The 20,656-nt window shown below is 59.3% G+C and carries 19 protein-coding genes, 1 other RNA gene and 1 riboswitch; of the genes, 6 read left to right on the top strand and 14 right to left on the bottom strand.

Features of this window, described 5'->3' with window-relative positions; translation table 11 throughout:
• Positions 1-85: 85 nt before the first annotated feature.
• The 4 genes from ACR0MV_RS17460 to pdxR all read right to left on the bottom strand — a co-directional run bounded on the left by ACR0MV_RS17460 (position 86) and on the right by pdxR (position 7,369).
• Positions 86-2,899 (bottom strand): molybdopterin oxidoreductase family protein, encoded by a 2,814-nt coding sequence (locus tag ACR0MV_RS17460; RefSeq protein WP_480703039.1) that lies wholly within the window; start codon positions 2,897-2,899, stop codon positions 86-88.
• Positions 2,900-2,977: 78 nt separating this feature from the next.
• Positions 2,978-4,000 carry a phosphate acetyltransferase gene (gene pta / locus ACR0MV_RS17455; protein WP_170427401.1) on the bottom strand — a complete coding sequence of 341 codons (1,023 nt, stop codon included), beginning with the start codon at positions 3,998-4,000 and terminating at the stop codon, positions 2,978-2,980.
• 4 nt (positions 4,001-4,004) lie between these two features.
• The gene (xsc, locus tag ACR0MV_RS17450) at positions 4,005-5,783 is read right to left on the bottom strand and encodes a sulfoacetaldehyde acetyltransferase (protein WP_480703038.1); all 1,779 of its coding nucleotides are present in this window, start codon (positions 5,781-5,783) and stop codon (positions 4,005-4,007) included.
• Between the two features lie 125 nt (positions 5,784-5,908).
• Positions 5,909-7,369 carry a MocR-like pyridoxine biosynthesis transcription factor PdxR gene (pdxR, locus tag ACR0MV_RS17445; protein WP_170468022.1) on the bottom strand — a complete coding sequence of 487 codons (1,461 nt, stop codon included), beginning with the start codon at positions 7,367-7,369 and terminating at the stop codon, positions 5,909-5,911.
• Positions 7,370-7,502: 133 nt separating this feature from the next.
• On the opposite strand from pdxR, the gene ACR0MV_RS17440 reads away from it, so the two are divergent.
• Both ACR0MV_RS17440 and ACR0MV_RS17435 read left to right on the top strand, forming a co-directional pair.
• Positions 7,503-7,811 carry an ArsR/SmtB family transcription factor gene (locus ACR0MV_RS17440; RefSeq protein ID WP_480703037.1) on the top strand — a complete coding sequence of 103 codons (309 nt, stop codon included), beginning with the start codon at positions 7,503-7,505 and terminating at the stop codon, positions 7,809-7,811.
• Positions 7,804-8,835, top strand: coding sequence for a permease (locus ACR0MV_RS17435; protein WP_170468024.1), 1,032 nt, complete (start codon positions 7,804-7,806; stop codon positions 8,833-8,835). Before ACR0MV_RS17440 ends, ACR0MV_RS17435 begins: the two co-directional genes overlap by 8 nt.
• Positions 8,836-8,869: 34 nt before the next feature.
• Here the strand turns inward: ACR0MV_RS17435 and ACR0MV_RS17430 are convergent, their stop codons facing one another.
• On the bottom strand, positions 8,870-9,259 hold the full coding sequence (locus tag ACR0MV_RS17430) for a hypothetical protein (protein ID WP_170427396.1): 390 nt from the start codon (positions 9,257-9,259) through the stop codon (positions 8,870-8,872).
• Between the two features lie 53 nt (positions 9,260-9,312).
• On the bottom strand, positions 9,313-10,074 hold the full coding sequence (locus ACR0MV_RS17425; protein WP_170427395.1) for a DUF1013 domain-containing protein: 762 nt from the start codon (positions 10,072-10,074) through the stop codon (positions 9,313-9,315).
• Between the two features lie 130 nt (positions 10,075-10,204).
• Here ACR0MV_RS17425 and ACR0MV_RS17420 point away from each other — a divergent pair, with 130 nt between their 5' ends.
• The gene (locus ACR0MV_RS17420) at positions 10,205-10,846 is read left to right on the top strand and encodes a ribonuclease T2 family protein (protein ID WP_480703036.1); all 642 of its coding nucleotides are present in this window, start codon (positions 10,205-10,207) and stop codon (positions 10,844-10,846) included.
• Here ACR0MV_RS17420 and ACR0MV_RS17415 read toward each other — a convergent pair.
• On the bottom strand, positions 10,843-11,331 hold the full coding sequence (locus ACR0MV_RS17415) for a hypothetical protein (RefSeq protein ID WP_170427393.1): 489 nt from the start codon (positions 11,329-11,331) through the stop codon (positions 10,843-10,845). The two genes, ACR0MV_RS17420 and ACR0MV_RS17415, sit on opposite strands and share 4 nt — an antisense overlap.
• 197 nt (positions 11,332-11,528) lie before the next feature.
• On the opposite strand from ACR0MV_RS17415, the gene ACR0MV_RS17410 reads away from it, so the two are divergent.
• Complete coding sequence (locus ACR0MV_RS17410) at positions 11,529-12,026, top strand: lactoylglutathione lyase family protein (protein ID WP_170427392.1); 498 nt, start codon at positions 11,529-11,531, stop codon at positions 12,024-12,026.
• Positions 12,027-12,095: 69 nt separating this feature from the next.
• Here ACR0MV_RS17410 and recR read toward each other — a convergent pair whose 3' ends face one another.
• From recR to ACR0MV_RS17395, 3 genes are all read right to left on the bottom strand, one after another.
• Positions 12,096-12,689: a recombination mediator RecR gene (gene recR, locus ACR0MV_RS17405; RefSeq protein ID WP_170417100.1), complete on the bottom strand. Its 594-nt coding sequence runs from the start codon at positions 12,687-12,689 to the stop codon at positions 12,096-12,098.
• A 64-nt stretch (positions 12,690-12,753) separates the two neighbouring features.
• A complete protein-coding gene (locus tag ACR0MV_RS17400) occupies positions 12,754-13,098 on the bottom strand; it encodes a YbaB/EbfC family nucleoid-associated protein (RefSeq protein ID WP_039529126.1) in 345 nt (114 codons plus the stop codon).
• Positions 13,099-13,279: 181 nt separating this feature from the next.
• Complete coding sequence (locus ACR0MV_RS17395) at positions 13,280-15,028, bottom strand: DNA polymerase III subunit gamma/tau (RefSeq protein WP_480703035.1); 1,749 nt, start codon at positions 15,026-15,028, stop codon at positions 13,280-13,282.
• Between the two features lie 146 nt (positions 15,029-15,174).
• Here ACR0MV_RS17395 and ACR0MV_RS17390 point away from each other — a divergent pair, with 146 nt between their 5' ends.
• A complete protein-coding gene (locus tag ACR0MV_RS17390) occupies positions 15,175-15,672 on the top strand; it encodes a protein-tyrosine phosphatase family protein (protein ID WP_480703033.1) in 498 nt (165 codons plus the stop codon).
• Positions 15,673-15,679: 7 nt separating this feature from the next.
• On the opposite strand, the gene ACR0MV_RS17385 is transcribed toward ACR0MV_RS17390, so the two are convergent.
• Positions 15,680-16,087: a hypothetical protein gene (locus ACR0MV_RS17385; protein WP_480703032.1), complete on the bottom strand. Its 408-nt coding sequence runs from the start codon at positions 16,085-16,087 to the stop codon at positions 15,680-15,682.
• 84 nt (positions 16,088-16,171) lie between these two features.
• Positions 16,172-16,390, bottom strand: a riboswitch (cobalamin riboswitch).
• 144 nt (positions 16,391-16,534) lie between these two features.
• Between ACR0MV_RS17385 and ACR0MV_RS17380 the strand changes: the two genes are divergently transcribed.
• Positions 16,535-17,404 carry an alpha/beta hydrolase family protein gene (locus tag ACR0MV_RS17380; RefSeq protein ID WP_480703031.1) on the top strand — a complete coding sequence of 290 codons (870 nt, stop codon included), beginning with the start codon at positions 16,535-16,537 and terminating at the stop codon, positions 17,402-17,404.
• On the opposite strand, the gene rsgA is transcribed toward ACR0MV_RS17380, so the two are convergent.
• The 3 genes from rsgA to ACR0MV_RS17365 all read right to left on the bottom strand — a co-directional run bounded on the left by rsgA (position 17,401) and on the right by ACR0MV_RS17365 (position 20,579).
• The gene (gene rsgA, locus ACR0MV_RS17375) at positions 17,401-18,429 is read right to left on the bottom strand and encodes a ribosome small subunit-dependent GTPase A (protein ID WP_480703030.1); all 1,029 of its coding nucleotides are present in this window, start codon (positions 18,427-18,429) and stop codon (positions 17,401-17,403) included. The two genes, ACR0MV_RS17380 and rsgA, sit on opposite strands and share 4 nt — an antisense overlap.
• A gap of 158 nt (positions 18,430-18,587) precedes the next feature.
• Positions 18,588-18,686: signal recognition particle sRNA small type (ffs, locus tag ACR0MV_RS17370), an RNA gene on the bottom strand.
• Positions 18,687-18,725: 39 nt separating this feature from the next.
• Positions 18,726-20,579, bottom strand: a complete 1,854-nt coding sequence (locus tag ACR0MV_RS17365; RefSeq protein ID WP_480703029.1) for a bifunctional 2',3'-cyclic-nucleotide 2'-phosphodiesterase/3'-nucleotidase — start codon at positions 20,577-20,579, stop codon at positions 18,726-18,728.
• Positions 20,580-20,656: the final 77 nt, after the last annotated feature.

Below are 20,656 nucleotides of genomic sequence, written 5' to 3'. Positions count from 1 at the left end.
CTTGCCTCCGCGTTAGTGGTGAGGGCGGGCTGGGGCTCTGCCCCAGACCCCGAGGTATTTTGGGCCAGATGAAGAGCGGATCGGATCATTTGCCCACCTTCCATGCCAGGTCCTTTGGTCCTTTGCCCACCGGAGATTTGATCGGTGCAAATTCCGGCTGGCTTTCTGAATCCGAAGGGGCCGCGGCCTTTTCGATTTTGACCTTGAGGTCGAACCACGCGGCCTGACCGGTGATCGGGTCAGAGTTGGCCCAACGCAGACCGTCGCCTTTGGGGGGCAGCAGTTCGTGGATCAGGTGGTTCAGCAGGAAACCCTTAGTGGCCTCGGGTGCGTCTTCCTGCAGAGCCCAAGCACCCTTGCGTTTGCCGATCGCATTCCAGGTCCAGACGGTGTTTTCGTTCAGCGCCGCCATTTCCATGACCGGTACTGTGATCTCACCATGCGGAGACGTCACTTTGGCCCAGTCGCCATCCTGCAGCCCATGCTCGCGCATCAGCTTGGTCGGAACGTAGAGCGGGTTGCGACCGTGCAGCTGACGCAGCCACGCGTTCTGGGTGCCCCAGCTGTGATACATCGCCATCGGGCGTTGGGTCAGCGCGTTGACTGTGAAGCCTTCGTTGCCGTGTTGGTCGGTTTCGTACCAGATCGGCATAGGGTCCAGCGTTTCCTTGATCCGCTCGCGCAGGTGCTCGGGCGGCTGACGCTCACCATGGCCCTCGGCGGCCAATTGGAACTTACGCATTGGTTCGGAATAGAGCTGGAACAGGTAGGGCTGTGGGCTGTCATAGATGCCCATTCCTACGGCCCAGTCCTGATAAGCGGTGTTCCACGGTTTGTAGTAGTCCGCACCTTCGGGAATATGCGCCACGTAAAAGCCGCCGTTCTCAATGTAACGGTTCAACTGGTCCGGGTTGACCTCGCCTCGGCCTTCCTTGTCACCGTTTTCACCACGGAAGCCGGCGAGGGGGCCGATGCCGGGCTTACGTTCGTGATTGACGATATAGTCCGCATAATCCACCCATTTGGCGCCGCCATCCTCTTTGGTGAAGCCGGGCAGTTCCAAACGGTTGGCCAGATCGATGAGCACCGATTGGAAGCCGCGCACGTCACGGTCGGGTTCAATCACGGGCCAGCGGATGGCGTCTGCCGCCGCTTCCGCCTCACAGATCGGGCGGTCAAGCAGCGAGATACAGTCGTGGCGTTCCAGATACGTGGTGTCGGGCAGGATCAGATCGGCATAAGCCACCATTTCCGAGCTGTAAGCGTCGGAATAGATGATATGCGGGATCACATAATCGCCGTTCTCATCCTTGTCCGTCAGCATCTCCATGACACCCTTGGTGTTCATGGTCGAGTTCCAGGACATATTCGCCATGTACATGAACAGGGTGTCGATTTTATAGGGGTCGCCCGCATGCGCGTTCGAGATCACCATATGCATCAGCCCGTGGCTGGACATCGGGTTTTCCCAGGTGAATGCCTTGTCGATCCGCGCGGGGCTGCCATCCCCTTTCAGCGCCAGATGCTCGGGGCCCTGAACAAAGCCCAGATGCGGGCCGTCCAATGGTGAATTCGGGGTCACCTTGCAGTGCGGGGTCGGATGTGCCTCGACCGGCTTGGGATAGGGCGGTTTGAAGCGGAAGCCGCCCGGAACCTCGACAGTGCCCAGGATGATCTGCAGAACATGCAGCGCGCGGCACGTTTGGAAACCGTTGGCATGGGCCGAGACACCGCGCATCGAGTGCATGGCGACGGGGCGGCCGATCATCTTGCTGTGCTTTTCACCGCGGAAGTCGGTCCACTCGTGATCCAGTTCGAACGCCTCGTCAAAGGCGACGCGGGCCAGCTCGCCAGCAATGGCGCGGATACGTTTGGCCGGGATCCCGCATTGCTCGGCGACTTTTTCCGGAGCGTATTCGTCGCTGAGATAGCGCTCGGCCATCAAGTGGAAGACCGGGCGGTGGGTTACGCCATCTTTTTCGTAGGTGGCAGCCAGGTCGGGGCGGACGCCCGGCTTGTCGAATGCCGTCAGTTCACCGGTGTTGCGGTCAATGACCAGAGGTTTTCCATCCGCGTCGCGCAGGAACAGGCCCTTGGTCGGGCCCTCGGACGCGTCAATCAGAACCGGCGCGTTGGTGTAGCGGCTGAGATAGTCGAGATCGATTTTGCCCGCTTTCATCAGCACGTGGATCATAGACAGGATGAACAATCCGTCAGTACCGGGTGTGATGCCGACCCAATCATCGGCCACGGCGTTATAGCCCGAGCGGATCGGGTTCACGCCGATCACGCGCGCGCCTCGCGCCTTGATCTTGCCGATGCCCATCTTGATCGGGTTCGAATCGTGATCCTCGGCCACGCCGAACAGCATGAACAGCTTCGTGTGATCCCAGTCCGGCTGGCCGAATTCCCAGAACGCGCCACCCATCGTGTAGATGCCGCCGGCCGCCATGTTGACCGAGCAGAAGCCGCCATGGGCCGCATAGTTACAGGTGCCGAAATTCTGCGCCCAGAAGCTGGTAAAGCTTTGGCTCTGGTCGCGGCCGGTGAAGAAGGCCAGCTTTTCGGGGTTGTCCTCGCGGATTGGCTTCAGCCAGCCGACCGCGATCTCAAGCGCCTCATCCCAGCTGATTTCTTCGAATTCACCTGAGCCGCGGGGGCCGACGCGTTTCAAGGGTGCGCGCAGACGTGAGGGCGCGTTGACCTGCATGATCCCCGCCGAGCCTTTGGCGCACAACACGCCCTTGTTGACCGGGTGATCGCGATTGCCTTCGATATAGGCAACCTTGCCGTCTTTCATGTGCACATTGATCCCGCAACGGCAGGCACACATGTAGCAGGTTGTTTTTCTGACCTCGTCAGAGACCTTGGGAGAGGTATTAATGATTGGCTGGTTCATTTCTGGTCCCTGTGGCTTTTGATCCGATCAGTCTTGGAATAAGCGAATGATCGGAACATTATTTCGCTTGTGCCGGATTTACGAGACGTCTGTCCGGGATTGGGATGTTTCTGCCTGTACGGCCGTTACCGCGATCATGTGCAGAACGTCCTCGGCCGAGCATCCGCGTGAAAGGTCGTTGGCCGGTTTCGCAAGGCCCTGAAGGATGGGGCCAATCGCTTCGGCCCCGCCGATACGCTGGGCGATCTTGTAGCCCAGGTTGCCTGCATCGAGGTTGGGGAAAACGAAAACGTTTGCCTCGCCGCGCAGGGGCGAATCTTTGGCCTTTTTAGCGGCTACTTCGGGGACGAAGGCGGCGTCAAACTGCAGTTCACCATCGATCAGCAGATCAGGATCGGCAGCTTTTGCAATCGCAAGCGCCTCGGAAACCTTGTTGATCTTGGGGTGCTTGGCGCTGCCTTTGGTCGAAAAGGACAGCATCGCAACGCGGGGCGTCTCATGCGTCAACGCTTGATAAGACGCGGCAGAGGCACGGGCGATTTCGGCCAGTTCCTGTTCGTTCGGATCGACGACAAGGCCGCAATCGGCAAAGATATGAGCGCCCCGAACCGTGTGGTGGTCGCGGCAGTACAGCATCAGGAAAAAGCTAGAGACCATGGCCGAGCTCGGAGCCTTGCCGATGATCTGCAACGCGGCACGGACCGTGGCAGATGTGGTTTCAACAGCTCCGCCAACGGTTCCATCGGCGACGCCCATATGCACCAGCATCGCAGCATAGTTCAGGCGGTGTTTGATTTCCTCGGCGGCCTTTTCAGGCGTCATGCCCTTGTGTTTGCGCCGCTCATACAGCTCGGCCGCAAAGGCTTCGGCATGGGGGGAATCCGACGGATCATGGATTTCGATACCGTCCACATCCTGACCGGCCTGTTCAGCCAGAAGTTCAGTTACTTTGGCTTTGTCACCTACAAGGATGATGCGCGCGACACCTTCTTTGCGGGCTTTCAAAGCGCCTTCAACAACACGTGGATCATCGCCCTCAGCGAGGGCGATGATCTTGTCGGAGCTGCTGGCAGCTCCGAGAATTGTGCGCAGTGGCTTCACGCGCTTATGCCTCGACCTGCGGGGTCATGTCCGAAGCGTCGATGCCTGCAACCGGAACGGGCTTCTTCATCGCGTCGCGACGGAAGGGCTCACCCAGTTCCTGGTTGATCAGAGCTTCGATCAGGGTGGTGACACCGTTCTTCTGATCTTCGATCGCCTGGTTCAGCGCATCGGTCAGCTCTTCCTGAGTGCGTGCAACGACGCCCTTCAGGCCACATGCTTTGGCGATACCGGCATAAGAAACCTGAGTGTCCAACTCGGTGCCAACAAAGTTGTCGTCGAACCACAGGGTCGAGTTACGCTTTTCCGCGCCCCACTGGTAGTTGCGGAAGACGATCTGGGTCACAGCAGGCCATTCCGAACGGCCAATCGCGGTCAGTTCGTTCACGGCGATACCGAATGCACCGTCACCGGCAAAGCCGACAACCGGAACGTTCGGCTGGCCGATTTTCGCACCAACGATGGCGGGCAGACCGTAGCCACAGGGGCCGAACAGGCCGGGCGCCAGATACTTGCGGCCTTCTTCGAAGGACGGGTAGGCGTTGCCGATGGCGCAGTTGTTGCCGATGTCGGACGAGATGATCGCCTCTTTCGGCAGTGCGGACTGAATCGCGCGCCATGCCATGCGGGGGCTCATCCAGTCGGGCTTGGCGGCACGTGCACGCTCGTTCCAGGTGGTGCCCGGATCGTCGTCCTCGTGGGTCATCGAGGTCAGTTCCTGCGCCCATGCGGATTTCTTCTGCGCGATACGGTCCTTACGCTCTTGGCGGCCTTCGTCGCCTGCGGTGTCGCTCAGGCGGGACAGGATGCCGTTGGCCACTTTGGCCGCGTCACCGATGATGCCGACGCTGACGTCTTTGGTCAGGCCGATGCGGTCAGGGTTGATGTCGACCTGAATGATTTTCGCATCCGCGGGCCAGTAGTTGATGCCGTAACCGGGCAGGGTCGAGAACGGGTTCAGGCGGGTGCCCAGAGCCAGAACAACGTCCGCTTCCGAGATCAGCTCCATACCGGCTTTCGAACCGTTATAGCCCAGCGGGCCAGCAAACAGCGGGTGCGAGCCGGGGAAGGCGTCGTTGTGCTGGTAGCCAACGCAGACCGGGGCGTCCAGACGCTCGGCCAGGGCTTTCGACGCTTCGATGCCGCCTTCGGCCAGAACAACACCGGCACCGTTCAGGATGACCGGGTTCTTGGCGTTCGACAGCATTTCGGCCGCCGCAGCAACCGCATCTTCGCCGCCCGAAGGACGCTCGAATTCAACGATCTTGGGCAGTTCGATGTCGATGACCTGAGTCCACATGTCACGCGGGATGTTCAGCTGCGCCGGGGCGCTGGCGCGCTTGGCGTTCATGATCACGCGGTTCAGAACTTCGGCAACGCGCGACGGGTCGCGGACTTCTTCCTGATAGGCAACGCAGTCCGCGAACATGCGCATCTGCTCCATCTCCTGGAAGCCACCCTGACCGATGGTCTTGTTGGCCGCCTGCGGAGTGACCAGCAGAACCGGAGTGTGGTTCCAGTATGCGGTCTTAACAGCGGTGACAAAGTTAGTGATGCCGGGGCCGTTCTGCGCGATCATCATCGACATTTTGCCGGTTGCGCGGGTGTAGCCGTCAGCCATCATGCCGCCAGAACCTTCGTGGGCGCAGTCCCAGAAGTTGATTCCAGCTTTCGGGAACAGGTCCGAAATTGGCATCATTGCCGAGCCGATGATACCGAACGCATGTTCGATACCGTGCATTTGCAGAACCTTAACAAAGGCCTCTTCCGTGGTCATTTTCATCTGAGTGTTCTCCGCACAATTGAAGAAAGGTCCGGGCACAATGCCCGCCTTTGGATATGGTTTTGGCGCATGGGGCCAAGCGGCGTTAGGGCCAGAACGTCAACCGGGATAGGTCCAGAAATATGTCAGGCCGATCGGATGGCATCCGCGATCAGCTTTACCCCCGGTGCAATGCGATCCTTGCTGATGGACGAGTAGCCGAGGCGGTAAAAATTTCGCGGTTGTTGTGGGCCTTTGAAGAACGGCGCGCCGGGTTCGATATGGACACTCTGACGTTGCAGGTCGCGGGCAAGGCGGGTGGTGTCGACATGATCGGGCGCTGACATCCAAAGGGATGATCCGCCCATAATGCCCCGCCCGGCGACGGTCAGCCCGTGCTGCTCGACCGCGATGTCCAAAGCTTCGCGCCGGCGGGCGAGGGTTTTGGACATGCGTCGAATCTGGGCATCGTAGTGGCCCAGTGACAGGAAATAGGCCGCTGTACGCTGAATGTGACCCGGCGGGTGGCGCAATACCAGCGATCGCAGGGCACGGGCTTCGCGGATAAACGGCTCTGACCCGACAATGTAGCCAAGGCGCAATCCGGGAAACAGAGACTTCGAGAAGCTGCCCACGTAGATCACCCGGCCGTCTCGGTCCATGGACTTGAGGGCAGGTGATGGCGCGCCGAGGAAGGACAATTCGAACTCATAATCATCCTCGACCACCATGGCGTCCAACTCGCGTGCGCGGCGCAGCAATTCGTTGCGCCGATCTACGGGCATGGTTGCGGTCGTCGGGCTTTGGTGGCTGGGCGTGGTAAAGATAACGTCTGTCTCATTCGGCAGCATGTCCGGCGGCAGACCGTCACTATCCACGGGCACTGCCGTAATCTTGCAATCGGACCGGTTCAGCAAATCCCGAAGCGCATAGTAACAAGGGTCTTCGATCACTGCCGTTCGGTTTCGGTTCAACAGAATGCGCGAGGCCAGCCATAGGGCGTTCTGAGCGCCCATCGTGATCAGAATCTCTTCGGGTCGGGCCGCGATTCCCCGACGGGGCAGGGTATGGCGGGCAATGAACTCGATCAGCAGCGGATCGTCCTGATCCACATAGTCCCCGGTCAGCGAGGCGAAATCCTTGTGGCCCAGCGCACGCACCGCGCACAGACGCCAGTTCGCGTGATCAAACAATTTGCGATCAGCCTGGCCGTAGATGAACGGATACTTGTATTCCCGCCAGTCGCTGGGCTTGGTCAGCACATCACCACCGGAAAACTTACGCGCCAGGGCCGAGCTCCAGTCGACGTTTTCGTCCCGTTTCTGAACCGGTGTGTATTTTGGCGGAACCGGCGCGTTTTGCGACACGAAGTAGCCCGATCGCCCTTTGGCCGTCAGGTAATCATTGGCCAGCAATTCGGTGTAAGCCAGCGTCACCGTGATCCGGCTGACCCCCAGATGTGCCGCCAGTTTGCGGGACGAGGGCAGCTTTTCCCCGACATGGAAACGTCCTGACAGGATACCTTCGGCGATCATCTGCTGGATCTGCGCCTGCAGCGTGCCTTTTCCGTTCAGTTCAAGAAAGAATGTATCAACCGATATGCCCATAGGGCCTTATAGGGTGGACTTAAATCGAGAGCAATCTGGACTTAACGCCCTATGACTTTTCGTGAACGCGGCTGTTGACGAAATTGCGCGACTCACCTAAATAACTAGAAATCTAGTTTAATGGAGAAAGCAGATGTGGGAAACAGCTGCCGCAGGATTTTCGGCCATGGGCTCAGAGGCTCGGCTAAAGGTTCTCAAGACACTGGTTCGGGCCGGGCAGGCCGGTCTGACAGTGGGTGAGATTCAAGACAGAACAGGCATCGCGCCTTCAACGCTGGCTCATCACCTGCGTTTTCTCGCCGCTGGCGGGGTTGTTGAACAGGAGAAAGTCGGGCGTAGCACCATCAATCGCGCCAACTATGACGAACTGAAAATCCTAGCGCAGTTCATCCTTGCCGAATGCTGCGCAGACGAAGTGGGAAAGGCCGCGAACGATGGCTGAACTGACACAAAATCCAAAGGCACCGGCGAAAGTTGCCGTTGACCTGATCAAGACCCCTTGGGCGCTTATTGTGGCCATTCTGGCGCTGGTCGCCATTTTGGACCCCGGCAACTGGACTGAGGTCGTTACCTTTGCAGGCAAGGCGTTGGCGCATACCGGCCAATACATCCTGTTTGCGGTCCTTCTGCTGTCATACCTCAAGGCAACGGGTGCTGAGGTTATGGTCGCGCGCGCGTTCGAAGGGCGGGAAACGCGCATGATCTTTCTGGCTGCGCTGTTCGGTGGGCTTGCCCCGTTTTGTTCCTGCGAGGTGATCCCGTTTATCGCCGGTCTGCTTGCTCTGGGCGCGCCCTTGTCTGCTGTTATGGCGTTCTGGCTGAGCTCACCACTTATTGACCCACCGACCCTTCTGATCACCGCGGGTGCTTTGGGTTGGCCTTTTGCAATCGGCAAGGCCATTGCAGCGGTTGCGTTGGGTTTGTTCGGTGGATTTGCCGTACGGGCACTGATGCGGAGCGGGGCTTTTGCCCAGCCTCTGCGTGAATACAAACCAGCCAGCTGCTGTGGCTGCGGACCCAAGCAGGACGACAAGCCCGTCTGGAAGTTCTGGCAAGAGCCAGAGCGCCGACAGCGGTTCCGGTCCGAGTTCGTCCATAACGGCCTGTTCCTGCTGAAATGGCTGGCTTTGGCCTATGTGCTCGAAGCGTTGCTGGTCAGCTATGTCCCCGCCGATCTGATTGCGCGTGTCGTTGGCGGCGAAGGTGTTGTGCCCATCATCATCGCAGCACTGGTCGGAATGCCCGCCTATCTGAACTCTTACGTCGCACCGCCGCTGCTGGCTGGGTTGACGGAACAAGGGATGAGCGCGGGTGCGGCGATGTCCTTCATGGTCGCAGGCGCGGTCAGCTCGATCCCGGCCATGGCCGCCGTCTGGTCACTGGTGAAACCGCGGGTCTTCGCGACATATCTTGTGCTGGGGATCACCGGGGCCATCATTTCCGGCATCGTGTTCCAGATGATCTGAACAAAAAACGCCCGGTGTTTTCACCGGGCGTTTTTTAACTGGCTTCGCAATGGCGCGGTAGCTTGAACCGATACCGCGCCTCGCCACTGTCAACGTAAACGCGTTTTTCGATGCAGGCGGTTGTGCCAACCGTTTGTGAGATCGGAGCCTCAGTCGAAGTAATCGACGTTGCCGACCCGTCTGGCAGCCGGACAGACGCGATTACGCCGTTCTTGAGATCACCGTTGATCGGGGTGGCCGACAGCACGTTGACCGTCAAGAAGGCCTCGTGCTCATGCTCGCCGCTGTCGTTGAGGATCAGCAATCCGGCGGCAACCACGATCAGGCCAACGCCACCGAGAAGGGGCAAGCCCCAGGTTTTTGCGAAAGCATAGATCGAAACGGCGCGATGCGGTCCAAACAGTTTGGAAAGAACGTTCAGCATGGGTGTCTCGTGCAAAAAAGCCCCGGTCCGTTCAGGCCGGGGCTGTCTGAGCCTTAGGGGCGCAGATCGTCTTCGTCTTCGTCGTCCGCACCACCTTTGGGCAGGTTGAAGAAGCTGTCGGCATCGATGACCGGCTCTTCTTCTTTCTCGTCCACAGGTTCATCCGACAGCGAGAAGGTTTCCAGACCTTCGATGGCGGTCGGGATCTTCGGTGCGGCGTCCATTTCCAGCGACTGCTCGGTCGAGACCAGCTTGCGGCGCTCGTCATCGCTCATGACGCCACCTTCGGCGGCTTTCTTGGCGGCGGCTTTCTGGACGATGGCGTCCAGTTCCGACTGTTTGCACAAGCCCAGAGCGACCGGATCGATCGGCTGCATATTGGCGATGTTCCAGTGGGTGCGCTCACGGATCGATTGGATGGTCGGCTTGGTGGTGCCCACCAGCTTGGCAATCTGGCCGTCGCTGAGTTCGGGGTGGAACTTGACCAGCCACAGGATCGAGTTCGGACGGTCCTGACGTTTGGACAGCGGCGTGTACCGCGGGCCACGGCGCTTTTCCTCGCCCGAGGCGGCCGGGTTGAACTTGAGCTTCAGCTTGTGCAGTGGGTTGTTCTGCGCCGCGTCGATCTCATCCTGGGTCAGCTGGTTATTGGCAATCGGGTCAAACCCTTTGACGCCTGCGGCCACATCGCCGTCCGCGATGCCCTGCACCTCAAGCTCGTGCATGCCTACGAAATCCGCGATCTGCTTGAAGCTGATCGTGGTGTTGTCCACCAGCCATACGGCTGTTGCCTTGGCCATAAGCGGTTTTGCCATCAGCCCGTCTCCTATAAATACATCTGTCCCGTCGCCGGAATTCGGCGGCCCCGAGGCTTTGGGGCAGGTTTCCGTTGTCGGGGAACTTGGCCCGTATATAGTCGCGCTGAGGCAAGAAGGGAAGAGGCGAATGCGCCACGGGATTCTGGGTTTGGTTTTGGGACTGGTCGGTGCGTTGGCCGCGCACGCGGATGGCGAAAAGGCGGGTGAGTTTGACTACTACGTCCTGTCGCTCAGTTGGTCGCCGAACTGGTGCGCCCGCGAAGGTGATGCGCGCGGGTCCGATCAATGCGACGCGCGCCATGACCACGGGTGGATTCTGCATGGTCTTTGGCCGCAATACCACCAGGGTTGGCCATCCTTCTGCCGCACCCCCGAGGCCCCGCCCTCGCGCGCGATGACCCGGGAAATGGCGGATATTCAGGGCTCGTCAGGATTGGCCTGGCATCAATGGAAGAAACACGGCACCTGTTCGGGTCTGTCGGCACCGGACTACTATGCCCTGTCCCGGCACGCCTATGGAGCGGTTGAACGCCCGCAGGTGTTCCGCAAACTGGATGCGTCGGTCAAGCTGCCTGCATCCGTCGTGGAAGAAGCTTTCCTCAAAGCCAACCCCGGTCTCGAACGCGACATGATCACGGTCACTTGCAAGCAAGGCTATATCGAAGAGGTGCGCCTGTGCCTGTCACGCGAGCTTAACCCGGTTCCCTGTGGGCGCGACGTGATCAAAGACTGCAGAGCCAAAGACGCCCTGTTCGACCCGATTCGTTAGAGTTTCCGGTTCTGGCAGTCCCGCGCATAGTCCAGCGCCTTGGCGGTGCCTTTCAGGTCAATCGCCATCACCACTTCACCTGCCGGGTTGTAAACGGTCATCGTTCTGTTCTGGGCAATGGCGTTGACGAAATTCCGATCTGTGAAAAACACCGTCGCGCCCGGAACCCGGTCCTGTTTGAATCCAATGGCGGTCGCGTCAAAGCTCTTGCCGTCCAGTTCAAACCGGATCGGATAGCTCTGCCCCGGTTCGATATCGCCCCAGGCCTTGTTGTAGACGGTGAAATACCCGCGATTGCCCAGCGCGTCATAGCCCAATCGCACAACCGAGAGATCCTGATAGATCGTCTGAATAAGACACCCGTTTCCCAGCGCGGGGTCCATCATGATGTTCCAGCCTTCGACAAAGCCCTTGTCGATAAGTTCCTGCGACCAAGCGGCAGTTGCGGTGAAAACGGCGAAGGTGAAGGCGAGAAGGCGGGTCATTATTGGTTCCGAATTAAATGAGGTCAGGCTAACGGCATAGTACACGCCACGCGCTTAAGGCAAAGGTCATTCTGGGCCGCTGTGGCGGTGAATTGCGATCTATTTGCGCAGTAAAACGCGGCTATGCCTTGCGGCGCCGACGCTTGAATCCTGCCCGTCGCACAATAGTTTTTGCTCAATAGGTTAAGGAGCGAGCCATGCCTCAACATCCAAGAACATTCTCTCACATCGGGTTGTCAGTCCCAAATGTTGATGAAGCTGTAGAATTCTACTCCGAAGTCCTTGGGTTTTATGTAATCATGCCACCAACCGACGTGGTCGAGGATGATACGGACATTGGTGTGATGTGCACCGATGTGTTTGGCCCGGAATGGAAAAAACTGCGTATCGCGCACCTTGCGACGGCCGATCGAGTTGGTTTCGAGCTTTTTGAGTTTGACGGGAACTATGCGCCGGAAAACAATATCGATTTTCGCCAGAATGGTACGTTCCACTTCTGCGTCCAGGACCCTGACGTCGAAGGTCTGGTAGAAAAAATTGTGGCAGCTGGCGGTAAGCAACGGATGCCGATCCGATACTATTATCCCGGAGAGAAGCCCTACCGCATGGTCTACGTTGAAGACCCATTTGGTATTGTCTTCGAAATTTACAGCCATTCTTATGAATTGACCTACTCGTCGGGTGCTTACACCTGACAAACGAGTAAAGCCTTTTTGTGCAATCGGAGCAGGCGGGAGCGTTCGCTTGCCAGTTGATTGCGGCGCTCAGAGCTCCTTCCGTGCCCGCAACGCCGCCGTAATCGTCCCGTCATCCAGATAATCCAGCTCGCCCCCAATCGGCACACCTTGCGCCAGCGAAGTCAGGCGGACCTGACCCTCCAACTGATCGGCGATGTAATGGGCGGTGGTCTGGCCATCGACGGTGGCGTTCAGCGCCAGAATGACTTCGGTAATCCCCTCGGCCAAAACCCGGTCTTTGAGGCGGGGAATGCGCAACTCGTCCGGGCCGACGCCATCCAGCGCCGACAATGTGCCACCCAGCACGTGATAGCGGCCTTTGAAAACGCCAGCGCGCTCCATCGCCCAGAGGTCAGCGACGTCCTCGACCACGCAAAGCTCTCCGGTCGCGCGGGCCTCGCTGTCGCAGATGTCACAGATATCGGTGGTGCCCACGTTGCCGCAGTTCAGGCACTCGCGGGCGGTGACGGCGACCTGCTGCATTGCATCGGACAAGGGTGTCAGCAGCAAGGCGCGTTTGCGGATCAGGTGCAGCACGGCGCGGCGGGCCGAGCGAGGGCCGAGGCCCGGCAACTTGGCCATCAGGTCGATCAGATTGTCGATGTCGCTGTTCGAACTCATGGCGCGTGCTCCTGCAAAAGGGCCGGGCATCTGTGCCCGGCCTTTGGGTCGTCAGGAGTGTCTATCAGAACGGCAGCTTGATGTCTGCGGGAAGGCCCATGCTTTCGGTTAGTTTTGCCATCTCGGCCTGCGAGCGTTCGGCCGCTTTGGTCTGCGCATCCTTGATTGCGGCAAGGATCAGGTCCTCGACGACTTCCTTGTCGTCCCCGTTGAAGATAGACGGGTCGATATCCAGACCTTTGAGCTCACCTTTTGCTGTGGCGGTTGCCTTGACCAGACCTGCACCGGATTCGCCGACAACCATGATGGTGTTCAGTTCTTCCTGCATGTCGGTCATCTTGGTCTGCAAATCCTGTGCGGATTTCATCATCTTGGCCATATCGCCCAGACCGCCGAGTCCTTTGAGCATTGGTTTTCTCCTGTAAATCGGTTTGACGCCTAAATACGGGCGTGGGCTGCGGCATACAAGGGCAGAGGTGCTCCCGCCCGTCGTCAAGGTCTTTGGCAAGACCTTTCCTCCCCTTGGGATGCCCGGCGTCAGCCGGGTGCCCGTGGCGGGCGCGGGAGTTTTTCTGCCTTGTGAACGCCGATCAGTCCTCTTCGAACGGATCCCATTCGTCTTCCACCTCGGGCAGGGCTTCGGTTTCAACCTTGGCTGCGCGTTCCTCTGGTGTTTCGATCCGCTTGATGCGGGCTTTGGGGAACTGCATCAGGACGGCCTGCACAAGCGGGTGCTGCTCGGCCTGCGCTTTCAACGCCAGATCGGCTGCGTCGCGAACTTCTGCGATCGTCGCCGCATCGCCATCCGCCACAATCGATACGGCCCATCGGTTGCCCGTCCAGCGTTGCAGAGCCGAGCCCAGACGCTGAGCCAGATCGGTCGGGGCGTTGTCTGTCGGCGTAAACTCGATCCGTCCCGGCGAATACGAGACAAGCCGTACGCCGTTTTCGACTTCGACCAGGAGTTTCACGTCCCGATTGGTGCGGATCAGTTCCACCACGTGTTCGAAGGTCGGATAGCGCGCCAGCGCGGTCTGGACGTCTTGGGCCAATGCAGCCGTCGGTGCGCCCGCCGGTCCGCGCTGTGGCGCAACCTGCGCCGTGGACGTCGCCTGTACAGGCGCATGGGACGGTACAGCCATACCTCCGCCCGGGCCGCCGTTTGGCGGCGGCGGTGCATCTTGCAGTCGCTTGATCAACTCTTCCGGGCTGGGCAGGTCTGCCACGTGGGTCAGGCGGATCACCGCCATTTCGGCCGCCATCATCGCGTTGGGCGCGGCGGAGACCTCCTCCAGCGCTTTCAGCAGCATTTGCCACATCCGGGTCAGAACGCGCATCGGTATCGCCTCGGCCATTTGCTGGCCGCGCGCGCGCTCATCAGGGGAGACGGTGGGGTCTTCGGCGGCGTCCGGCGTGATCTTTACCACAGAAACCCAGTGGGTGATTTCCGCGAGATCGCGAAGCACGGCCAACGGATCCGCCCCTTCGGCGTATTGGCCGCTTAACTCCGTCAAGGCACCTGCCGCGTCTCCGCGCAGGATCATATCCATCAGGTCCAGAACGCGGCCCCGGTCGGCAAGACCCAGCATCGCGCGCACCTGATCGGCATTGGTTTCCCCAGCGCCGTGAGAAATCGCCTGATCCAGCAGCGAGGTCGCATCCCGCGCTGATCCTTCGGCGGCGCGGGTGATCAGTGCCAGCGCATCGTCGGCAATCTGTGCCCCCTCGGCTGCTGCGATCTTGTTCAACAGGCCGATCATGTCTTCGGGCTCGATCCGGCGCAGGTCGAAGCGCTGGCAACGCGACAGGACGGTCACCGGAACTTTGCGGATCTCGGTGGTCGCAAAGATGAATTTCACATGCTCGGGCGGTTCTTCAAGCGTCTTGAGCAGCGCGTTGAATGCACTGGTCGAGAGCATGTGAACTTCATCGATGATGTAAATCTTGTAGCGGGCAGAAGCCGCGCGATAACGGACGCTGTCGATGATTTCTCGAATGTCATTCACGCCGGTGCGGCTGGCGGCGTCCATCTCCATCACGTCGACATGGCGGCCTTCCATGATGGCAACGCAGTGTTCACACTGGCCGCATGGTTCGGTCGTGGGACCGCCTGTGCCGTCGGGACCGATACAATTCATGCCCTTGGCGATAATCCGGGCCGTGGTCGTCTTACCGGTCCCCCGAATGCCGGTCATGATAAAGGCCTGCGCGATCCGATCCGCTTCGAACGCGTTTTTCAGCGTGCGCACCATTGCGTCCTGTCCAACCAGATCTGCAAAGGTCTCGGGGCGGTACTTGCGGGCAAGAACCTGATAAGCGGGGCTGGGCGTTTCGGTCATGTCTGCTCTGTCGGATTCGTAACAGGGATGCAGCGTAGAGACCCGCGTCGCCCGCGTCCACAGCAGGGTTGGAGGAATTTCGGTTTGGTTTGTATTGAGGGGAAGAAAAGAACGACGAATCCTCTGATTCACAAAGGAGCATCGCTTTGGAAAAATTCGCAATCCATGCCCTAGGCGTTGGTCCAGGCCAACTGGCGTTGTCGCCTTTGCCCGGGGCGGGTGGTGCCTATGACCGCGATCTGAATGTGATCCGGGACTGGAACCCTGACCTGGTGATTTCAATGACCACCGACGCCGAACTGAACCAAGCCGGAGCAGCTAGCTTTGGGGGCGATGTTCAAAACGCATCTGCCGTGTGGAAGCACCTGCCGATCAAAGACTTCGGCGCTCCATCGCCGCCAATTCAGGCGCAGTGGCCCGAGACCAGCGCATTGGCGCGGCGCATATTGGCAGATGGCGGGCGTGTTTTGGTCCATTGTCGGGGCGGATGCGGTCGATCTGGCATGGTTTTGCTGCGCTTGATGATCGAAAGCGGAGAGGAGCCTGCGCAAGCCCTAGCGCGCCTTCGCGCGGTTAGGCCTTGCGCTGTTGAAACCGATCCGCAAATGGACTGGGCCACGACGCTGACCCAGCATAGGTCGTGAGAGCCGATCAGGCCGGAATGTGCTGTACGGTTTCTTGCGAGGGACGAGGTGCCAAAGCCAGCGCCTCAAGCATGGCGCATGGCGCAGTGGTCAACGCACCGGCGGGCAACATCGCAAAATCCGCGCCGAACATCATATCGGCATAGTCCTCTAGCGTTTCGGCTGAGTCTTCGGCATTTGTCCCGCAATAGACCCTGATCCGGGCCGGGCTGGCGCGAAACCGTGCCGTGCAGCCTTCACCGCAATGGCTCAACTCGCTTGAGCCGTCCATTTCGAATTCGCTGGTTGTCACGGGCTGCGCCGCGTCCATTGCCTGCGTAATGGCGCGCGCCAATTGGGCCAGCGCCGGGCAGGGTTTCCCGGTTTTCTGGCACAGAGTCGCCGTGAACTCATGCGTTTGTGTCTTCCAGATCATGATGCGCCCTCCGCGCGATGGACGGGGGACGTGGAACAGGTGTCTCAGTTCACTGAAGACCTGCCCGGACACCCCGCCCGAGTTTCGGTTTTGTCTTTGATGGCAGGTCTCCTGACTTGCGGGTCATCGCTTTGCTGACCTTCCCAACCTTTCGGCCAGTGGTTATTCAGCATTGCTCACCGCTTACAGTTGCGGGGGCAGTCTCGGCCTTGATCCATTCCGGCATCGCCGGGCAGGACCGCACCGTGTTCCCTTTTCATCCCGCCCAGGTTACGAGGCGAGAACCATCACACCATCGCTAGCGGGTGTAGCCGGTTTGAGTCAAGCTGCCTGTTTCGCCAGGTCCAAACGGACGCTTGGTCACTTTGGAAATCTGTTGACTTTGAGCCGGGAAAAGCGCCGATTGCAGAAAGTGAACCGTACGGTTCAGATGCTTGCGAGGGCGCTATGTTGGACAATACTACAGCGGTAGTGACCGAAGATTTTATGCTGGCTGCCGGTACGGCCAGCCTGTCCGCACGGTTGTACACACCCGCATCGGCACCAGACGTTGCCGTTGTGATCCACGGTGCCACGGGCGTACCGCGTGACTATTACAAGCACTTCGCGCATTGGCTGGTGGCCGAGCAAGGCGTGGCCTGTCTGACCTATGATTATCGCGACTTTGGGCATTCCTTGACTGGCCCTATGCGCGAATCGCAGGCCACCATGGCGGACTGGGCGTTGATAGACATGCCAGCCGCCCGAGCAGAGATGCGACGCAGGTTTCCGTCTGCGCAACACTGGAGCATTGGACACTCGGTCGGTGGAATGCTTGGACCTGTCCAACCGGATATCGACCAGATCGATCGAATGATCTGTGTCTGTTCAGGCTTGGTCACATTGTCGGACCACCCTTGGCCGTACCGCGCGTTGGCGACGATGTTCTGGTACGGTCATCCGCCGTTGCTGGTCAAGGCGCTGGGATACCTGCCGGGCAAGGCGCTGGGATTTGGGTCGAACCTACCGTCGCGAGTGTATTGGCAATGGCGGAAGTGGTGTACTGATCCGCTGAACTATGTGCCAGAGATCGGCACCAGCCTGCCCGAAGCGCAATGGGCCGCGTCGGAGACACCCGTTGACCTGTTCACAACAGACGATGATCAGGTGGTGCCTCCTAACGCGGTGTGGCGATTGGCCGATCTCTACGGCCCCAAGGCGCGCAGGCACCAATTGTCACCGAAGGAGTTCGGCCTGTCCGAGATCGGCCACATTGGCGCGTTTGCGCGTCGCAATGCGGCCGTCTGGCCCCGGCTGATTGCGCCAACCAACGGCTAGAGCCTTTTGCGGGACGTCTTGTCCTGCATCACGGACCGCACCATTTTGCCGAATGCTTTGTCGCGTGCCCGTGATTCCGCCACCGTCTCAGAGTTTCTCTGATCCTCGCGGCGCAATTTTTGCCAACGGGCCAAACGTTCTGGGTCCAGCGTTCCTTCGGCGATGGCATGCTGCACGGCACAGCCGGGTTCGCTTTGGTGCTGGCAATCCGAGAAGCGGCAATCATTTGCCAGATCCAGAATGTCGGAAAAAACCTCATCCACGCCGTCTTGCGCATCCAGCAGACGCAAGGCACGCATACCGGGCGTGTCGACCAGCCATCCGCCATTGCGCATCGGATGCAGCGCCCGCGCAGTCGTCGTGTGCCGACCACGTGCATCATCCTCACGAATGCCCGCAGTGGCATGATGCAGACCTGTCATGGAATTAGCCAGTGTCGTTTTGCCGACGCCCGAAGATCCAACCAGCGCTGCGGTTTGCCCTGTGGGGCACCAGGACAGCAGGCTATGAACGTCGCTCTCATCCAGAGCATTTATTGCAAGCACGGTCAGAAACGGGGCCAGCGCCTCGGCTTCTTGGACAAAGGCTTTGGGATTGTCGCAGGTGTCGGCTTTGGTCAGGACAACCACCGGATAGCACCCAGCCTGATGCGCCAGCGCCAGATAGCGCTCAAGGCGCGCCAGATTGAAATCAGCATTGCACGAGCTGACGATGAACAGCACATCCACGTTGGCCGCGATCAATTGGGCCTCGGCCCCGGTGCCTGCGGCCCGCCGTTGCAAAAGGCTGCGGCGATCCAACAGGCGCTGCACGCGGTTTTGGTCATCCACCAACACCCAGTCGCCGACGGCAAATGTGCCGGTCGACTGATTTGGTGTGAACAGAGTGGATTCACCGTCCGAGCTCACGCCAGTCAGGCGATCACGATGAACGGCAGTGATGCGAAAGGGAATGTAAGTAGGGTTGGCCACGTGCTGCGCGGCAAAGTGTGAGGACCATCCAAGGTCCGAAAGTGTAAGGGACATTGTTCTGCCTGTGTTCAGTACAGCAATCCTACCGGATGGCAGTCGCTCATCCGTCGGTAATGTGTTCAGGCAGGTGCGAGTATAGGGTTCAGAAACGCTCTGCCCGAAGGGTATTTGCTACAATCATAGAAGCCCTCCTGAGGCTAAAGGTTCGCGTTAAGTGAGAGGTTGGACATCGACCCAAGCGGGGCTCGTTGTGGCTGCTTCCTTCCGGACCTGACCAGGTTGGCGAGGCGCTCGCCCGCGCCAACCTCTCAACGGGAGATATAGGCAAGACCAGCGGGAATGACAACCCGTCACAGTAAGAGTTGAATGTGCAGGAATCCATCTGCATCTGAGCCAATGAGCTTCGGATCGAACCGGGCAATTTCAGCCAGATGATCCTGTGCCTTGGGGCTGGTTTTCAGCAAGGCCGACGTGCCGGGCGCGGGTGTAAAACTGAACGGGCAGTGGTCGTTGCTGAGCGACTCCGGAGGCAGTTCCCCGGTCAGATAGTCTTTCAGCACTTGCTGGATCGACAAGGCCGGAAGAGTAAGAGATTTGGCATCCGCTACAAAAGGGAAATGCCCGCCACCGCTGGCCCGGTAATTGTTGAGCGCGACAACGAAGCGTTGGTTTCCAGTCACCGGGCGGTTTTCGAAACGAACATCCCGGACGCGCCTGTGGTCAGAGTTCACCAGCTGTCCGGTCGCGTCGAAACGGGGCGGCACGCTCAGATCAATTGCGTAGCTGAGCCCAAACAGAACATCAAAGTTGTGTCCGACTCGGTCCGCGTTAACCAGTTCGATCGGCGCGTCTTGATTAATCTGGTTGAAAATACCGGCGGACATCTCCAGCCAATCCAAAACCTGCGCGCCGGATACCTCAACCGCGCGCAGTTCGTTCGGAAAGATGTTCAGGTCAGCCACATGGCGCATGCGCAAAACACCGGGCGGAATGTCTGTATAGAACCGTGGCCCTGCGCGGCCCCCGAACTTCGACGGAGCGGCCGCGGATAGCAATGGCAGGCCCTCATGGTCTGTGCCCATAAGGTTCCGCCTCAGCGCAGAGGCCTGCGCGTCCGCCAGCACGGCAAGCGCGCGGTCTTTGGCACAAAAGCTGAAAAAGCTGTGCAGGTGGACATCGGTTTGTCCGATCGGTTGTTCGGCACGTCCTCGGGTGGCGGAATGAAGCGCGGAGAAAAGCGACATCAGTTCCGGATCCTCAGGTGCGTTCGTGACCGGGCGCAGTTCCGCCGTATGGGCTGAAACCGACCACCCTTGTGCGGCAGTCGCGGTCAGCTCTAGGTCGATGACCCCCAGATGCGATCCGGCTGAACCGGGCATGACGACAGGAATGCCGTGTACCAGACCGCGTTCAGCGTCGACATGCCGTTGCCCGGAATGAGCCGGTCCCGGAAGTGTCAGATGAGTATGCCCGGCAATGACTGCGTCGATACCGCCAATAGCGCACAGCGGAATCACTGCGTTTTCCAGATCGGGCGCTGGTGTAGACGGACCCAGCCCGGAGTGGGCCAGCGCAACGATCACATTGCAACCCTCGGATTGAAGCGTGGACACGGATTGCCGAGCACAAGTCAGAATGTCTTCGATCCGGACATCTTCGTTCAGCCGATGGGATTCCCAGTTTCGGGTCTGCGGCGGAAGGACTGAAAAGACGCCAATTTTCAAATCATGCTTTCGTCCATCAATGGTAACCTCACGGGTCAGAACCAAATGATCCGTCCAACTCGTTGTGGCACCGGGTTGGTGGACGTTGCTGCAAATCACCGGGCACGGAGCCTGCGACAGGATGCGGTCCAGAACTCTTTGACCAAAACCGAAATCGTGGTTTCCCAGCCCGACCGCGTCATACCCCAACGCTTTGAAGGCTTGCATCAACGGATGAGGGCGATCGACCTGTTCAGCGGCCAGATCTCCGACCGGAGTGCCTTGCAGGGAATCTCCGTTGTCGAACAGCAAGACAACGGTGCCCTCGGCCTCAGCTTGTTCTCTGGCATCCCGGATCAGACTGGCAGTCCGCGTCAGACCAATCGTTGGCTCGGGCCTGTCTGAATAATAGTCGAAACTCCTGAGGTTCATATGCAGATCGGTGGTGGCCAGGATGCGAAGCCGCACGGATTGCGATGGAAAGCTCTGGGGACGTTTCAAAATTCTACTTTGGGCGTATTTGTATTATTCAATTTCAACAAAAAGATTATTCCCTGCAAATTTCAAGGCTTAGCTAA

The sequence above is a fragment of the Ruegeria sp. BC3 genome, assembly GCF_056539265.1.
The sequence above is the reverse complement of the archived record's forward strand: the minus strand, read 5'-3'. Positions and strand labels throughout refer to the sequence as shown.